The 5,918-nt window shown below is 42.7% G+C and carries 4 protein-coding genes; all 4 read left to right on the top strand.

Annotation, left to right across the window (positions count from 1 at the left end; all coding sequences use genetic code 11):
- Nucleotides 1–322: type II and III secretion system protein (locus LHW48_02230; protein MCB5259279.1), on the top strand; the 322-nt coding region annotated here is incomplete at its 5' end.
- Nucleotides 322–2,574, top strand: a complete 2,253-nt coding sequence (locus tag LHW48_02235; GenBank protein MCB5259280.1) for a hypothetical protein — start codon at nt 322–324, stop codon at nt 2,572–2,574. The genes LHW48_02230 and LHW48_02235, both read left to right, overlap by 1 nt.
- Before the next feature lie 138 nt (nt 2,575–2,712).
- Nucleotides 2,713–4,422: a Flp pilus assembly complex ATPase component TadA gene (gene tadA, locus LHW48_02240; protein ID MCB5259281.1), complete on the top strand. Its 1,710-nt coding sequence runs from the start codon at nt 2,713–2,715 to the stop codon at nt 4,420–4,422.
- 23 nt (nt 4,423–4,445) lie between these two features.
- On the top strand, nt 4,446–5,699 hold the full coding sequence (locus LHW48_02245; protein ID MCB5259282.1) for a type II secretion system F family protein: 1,254 nt from the start codon (nt 4,446–4,448) through the stop codon (nt 5,697–5,699).
- Nucleotides 5,700–5,918 lie beyond the last annotated feature (219 nt).

Here is a 5,918-nt window from a genome sequence, read left to right on the forward strand (position 1 = left end):
CCAAGAGTTGGTTGGAGGATTTGTTCCTCGCACCAAAGTTCGCAGAGTATCATCAACCGTAACAGTTCCAAATGGACACAAAATAATCGTTGGTGGGTTGTTGAATTCTTCAATTACTCAAAGGACAAATAAATTGCCTTTCCTTGGTGATATTCCATTTATCGGCAGATTGTTCCAACACCGTTACGAATTTGTGGAAAATACTGATTTGATTATGGAGATTACTCCCAGACTTGTTTCGATGAGCGAAACCAGTCCCGAACCAATTGTGGATGAAAGGCTAACTCGCACTTTAATAGAATATGAAGGTGAGGAGGAATAATGAAGAAATTTCATTCCCTAATGCCTGTCTTAACCTTATTGGTAATAATCTTGGTGAGCTTTTCCGCATCTTGCGACAAGCGTAATCCGCCTCCCGTCATGCCAGAACCACAAGAAGAGATATCATTGTCGGACATACGCATTATTACCAGCATTAAAGCCAACCCAGAAGTTATTTATGCCGATAATAACGTAACTTTTTCTACAATAGAAGTACAAGTAAAAGATGGTGATAATTTTGGCGTTACCAATCAGACTGTAAACTTTAAAACTGATTTGGGTAATATTATTACTAATGTAGGAACCGATAGTACCGGTGTGGCTCGTAGCACCTTTTGGGATGCGGGTGATACAGGGCTTGCCACCATCACCGCTATAGTTCGCAAGTACCATGAATCGGTTAAAGATTCACTTATTTCTGCAGATACTACCCAAGTTCAAGTACTTATAGAAGATATTCCTCCTATTGGTTCGGTAAAACTTGAAATTAACAATTCTGCTCCTCCTACAAGCGGACCCTACGAAATGAGCGTTAACCAACAAGTACCAGTTTCGGCCAGACCTCTGTATGAAGACTTAAGCTCGTTGCCAGACAACTCTTTGGTAACTTTTTCTTGCACCAAGGGTAAGTTTGTAGATACCGAAGGCACGGAATTGGGTCAAGAAATAGTGGCAAAAACGCTTAATGGCAAAGCTTCTGCACTTTATAATTCTGGCACCCGTGCAAATACTAAACCCGGAGAAGATCTAGGGATTATAAAAGCCAGAATTGGCGCAGTTGCCGATAGTGCTAACGTACTTATCAAACCTGATAGACCAGCGGCAATAGAGCTTAAAAGCTTCTTGCGGATCAACGATCAAGATGTACCTGCTTCCAGTAGCGAAGTAGGCAGCTCGACTCCCATATTCATACAAGCAACATTGACTGATGCCTATGCCAACGAATGCCAAAACCAGATTGTGAAGTTTACTACAAATTTAGGCACTTTTGCCAACACTGCAGACCACTCGGATATTCCCTCGAATGATTACGGGTTAGCCCGTGTCCAATTCACACCCGGATTGTCTTCTGGCGCTGCAACTATAAGAGCTTCGGCAAATAACGATACTCTTAGCTCTCAGATTGTGTTCACTATAGCTTCAGACCAAGTTCATTCGATGGATTTCACTCAAGAAGATGCTATCCACCTAAACGTTGCCAATACCGGTGGTGCTTCATCGGCAATCTTACGTGTAAAACTCAGAGATATAAACTACAACTTGGTCGATTCTCCCAATCAAGTATCCTTCAGAATTGCCAATACAACTGCTCCTGTAGGCGCCAATCTCAATAATCAGCCTGCCGGTGAGTGGGTGACGGTTACATCGAATGGAGGAGAAGCGCAAGTTGCAGTAAATGCAGGTACAGAACCCGGTGTATTGTTAATTGAGGCAAATTGTGTGGTTGCAGATGGCGATACTATTCGTGCCACAAAACCTAATGTAATTATTCATGCCGGTCCTCCCCATACTATCACGCCCTTTATGAGTGGATTTTCTACTGGGGAAGGTCTTGGTGGAGGTGTATGGCGTGTAGTAGCAGGGGCTCATGTACGAGATCTCTACAACAACCCTGTTTTACGAAATACTATGGTTTGGTTTTCCATAGCTGGAGCCGATGCTCAAATAGAGGCAACAGGCACCGTGGGTAATGTTAGTGTTAATGACGATTCCCTGGAAGGCGTAGCTTATACTATTGTTACCTATCACGGTACTCAAACCAACAAGGAAGTAACTATAACTGCGCGGAGCTTAGGTGCGGATGGACTAGATGTTATTGGAACATATACCGATATCTTGCCACTCAATGAACCTCAGTTACGGATGGCAGTTGATCCCAGAGCAGTTCATTTTGGTGCAAACAACAATCCTGCTTCTACAACCGCAGATGTGCTCGTATCTTTATTGGATGGTCAGGGAGTTCCCATTACGGGTAGTGAAATATTACTGTTTTGCATGAAGGGCAGGTATGAGTATAATGCTAGTTATGGCATGTACTGTCCTAATCCTACTACTCCACAGTATGTAAAAACTATCGATGGCGTAGCAAAAAGTAAGTTGAGAGTATACAATGTTGAATTTCCTGAGCCAGATCCTGGTACAGGACCTGCTGGAGAAGTTGTTTTGGTTGAAGGTTGGATTGTAGATACCAATACAGATCTCGCCAGCGCCAATTTACAAGTATGGTCTCATGAAGGTGCCGTACCATTCTAAATACTATGTAATTCAGCGTGGGGAGATATCAACTCCCCACGCATAAATATAACCCTGAGGAGTTTTTATTAGGATTAAGATTTGGTAAAAAAGCCATTGAATTATCAGACTTAAAATTACAAAATAAGGATATAAAAAATGAGTTTCAACGCCCAATTTGCCAGAATTGGTGAAGTTCTGGTTCACGAAGGATACGTTAACGAAGAAAGAATCAAAGAAGCCCTAATTAAGCAAACAAACTTTGGTCTTAAGCTTGGTGACACCCTAATAAAACTTGGTTATATTACCGAAAAGCAACTCCTTAATGCCTTGCATCAACAACTTGGATACGATATCGTAAAAGAAAGCGAACTTATGGATCTGGATCTCAAAGTTGTGTCCCTTATTCCTGAGCCCTATGCCTATGAAAACAGAGTTGTGGCTTTACGCGAAGAAGGAGACGGTGTTGTTGTAGCTTTGGCAGATCCTGAAAACCTCACCGTTTTAGATAGTCTTAAGAAGCTCATTGGTAAAAATATCAAACCCGAACTGATTGGCGATTCCGTTCTGAAAGACACTATTGAAAAATACTATAAAAGTATCCGCACTACCAGCCAGGTTGAGGATGCTGTTGGCGGTTTTGACTTTGTGGCTGTGGATGAAGAAGAGAACGAGATATCTATTTCTGCTGCTTCTAGCGATGCCGATGCCCCGGTAGTAAAACTCTTGAACCTGATTATTAATGAAGCTATTAAGGCAAACACTACTGATATTCACATTGAACCATTAGTAAAGAACACGCGAGTTCGTTACCGTATAGACGGTGCTTTACGTGAAGTTATGACCCCTCCCATTGGGATGCACTCAGGGTTGGTATCTTTGGTTAAAGTGATGAGTAAGCTCAATATTGCTGAACGCCGCCTACCCCAAGATGGCCATATTTCTCTTAAAACATCTATTAAAAGCGTTGATGTCCGTGTGTCCATTACTCCCACCGTGTTGGGCGAGAAAGTGGTGATGCGTCTTTTGGATAAAGGTGATTTTGGCTTCAAACTTAGCACCTTAGGTTTTGAAGAAGAGGATATGGTGATTTTCGACAGAATTATCCGCCGTCCTTATGGTATCATCATTGTTTCAGGACCTACAGGTAGTGGTAAATCTACCTCATTGCATGCAGCTCTAAAAGAGATTCAGGATCCTGAAACTAATATTATAACGGTGGAAGACCCCGTTGAGTATCGCCTGGAAGGTATTACTCAGATAGAAACAAAAGAGCAGATAGGGCTTACTTTCGGTTCCGCTTTGCGCTCAGTTTTGCGGCAAGACCCGGATATCGTGCTTATTGGTGAAATTCGTGACGAAGAGACTGCAGATATTGCGATTAAATTCTCTCTTACCGGTCACCTGGTGTTCTCCACTCTCCACGCCAACGATGCTCCATCTACAGTTACCCGTCTCATCGATATTGGCATCAAGCCTTACTTGGTGGGCTCCTCCCTTTCGTTAGTGATGGCACAGCGTTTGGTAAGAAAAATCTGTCCTTATTGCATTGATGATTATACGCCTACCGACCAAGAAATTAGTGATGCCGGCTTAACCGAACAGGATGTAAAAGATGCAAAATTTAAAATGGGAAAGGGCTGTGTTCATTGCGATAACACTGGTTTCTCCGGACGTACTGGTATTTTCGAGCTACTTATCGTAGATAAGGAGATTCGTCAGCTTATCTATGATGGTGGAAACCAGGATCTAATTCGCGCTTCTGCTCTCAATTCCGGTATGCGCACTCTCCACGATGCCGCCGTAGAAAAAATGAAACGCGGGATAACCACTATCCGCGAAGTTGTTAAAATGACCATCGTCGAATAAGAAGAATAAGAAGGTAAACTGATATGCCAAATTTTGCCTATATAGTAAAAGACGCCAAAGGCGCACGAGTAGAAGGACTTATTAAGGCCGATACTTTGGATATGGCAGTAGAAAAGCTTTCTAAAGAAGGCTCTACTATCATTTCGGTGAAAGCTGCTTCCGAGGGAGCGTTTAAGGGCAACCTGTCACTTTTCGATAAAGTGATGCTTGCCATCTATAAATTCCGCACAGGGGTAAGCCTTAGAGTCCTTGTGTTCTTCACACGTCAGCTTTCAACCATGTTCTCTGCCGGTCTTACCATCGAAAAGGCTATTACCGACCTGGAAAAAGAAGAAAAGAATAAGAAATTTGCCAAAGTATTACGCAAAATAGGAGATGATATTCGTAAGGGATATTCTCTTTCGGAATCTATGGAACAACATCCCGGTGTGTTCAATCCGCTTTATGTAGCACTGGTGCAAGCCGGAGAAGCTTCCGGTACTCTACATACCGTTTTGGATGAACTCTCCGACTATCTGGAGAAAATCGAGGATACCAAGCGTAAGGTTACCAGCGCAATGGCATATCCTATCTTTATCCTTATCTTCCTCATCGGTGTGATCTGGGGTATGTTCTACTTCATTATTCCCATGTTTGCGGAAGTTTATGCCGATTTTAACGCTTCCTTGCCTACTCCCACCGTGATTGCCATTAATACAAGTAATTTTATTGTGAACAACCTGTTCTTGGCAATACTGATCTTCATAATGGCGATTGTAGCCTTGTTTTTGGTCTATCTTACCGATAGAGGCAGATTTGTTATGGATACCCTTAAACTGCGTATTCCGGTGGTTGGCGGTGTAGTAACAAACTCGATTATGAGTAAATTTTCCCGTACCTTCAGCATTCTTATGGCTGCCGGTGTTCCAATTATGGATACTATGGAACTTACCGAGAATGTAGTTCAAAACGCTGTTGTTGAAGGTGCCGTACGTCGTGCCAGAGTATTGGTAAAAGAGGGTTATGGCGTAGCCAATGCTTTCCGCAGAACCGGAGAATTTCCGCCTACATTGCTGCAAATGTTATCTACCGGCGAAGAAACTGGTGATATGGATAAGCTGTTAGGGAAAGCTGCTCAGTTCTATGAGAAGTTAGTGGATAGCGTTATTGATCGTCTTACCTCACTTATCGAGCCGCTTTTAATAGTGCTGATGGCTCTGGTTGTGGGCTCCATTATCATCGTCATCTATTTGCCGATCTTCGATCTTGGTGAAGCTATCTCGCAAGGTTTCAATTAATTGTAGTATAACATCATTATTGATAACCCCGGCTTAGTTCCGGGGTTATTTTATTCTCATGCTCCGATTATTTGCTATCATTGCTATTTTTTTTGTGGCTCTCATTCAAGCTAAGTAGGCGCTATAGATCTACAGAAAATTCTTCACATGGGCACTTCAGGGCACAGTTCAGCCAGAGATACCAGTGCAAGAGATTAGGTGGCAAGCTCCTGCTTGCCA

The organism is Candidatus Cloacimonadota bacterium (assembly GCA_020532355.1).
Taxonomy (GTDB): Bacteria; Cloacimonadota; Cloacimonadia; order Cloacimonadales; family Cloacimonadaceae; genus UBA5456.

Excerpts from the sequence above, each read along its gene's own strand:
- LHW48_02235 (MCB5259280.1), top strand. The coding sequence starts at position 322 with ATGAAGAAATTTCATTCCCTAATGCCTGTCTTAACCTTATTGGTAATA.
- tadA (MCB5259281.1), top strand. The coding sequence starts at position 2,713 with ATGAGTTTCAACGCCCAATTTGCCAGAATTGGTGAAGTTCTGGTTCAC.
- LHW48_02245 (MCB5259282.1), top strand. The coding sequence starts at position 4,446 with ATGCCAAATTTTGCCTATATAGTAAAAGACGCCAAAGGCGCACGAGTA.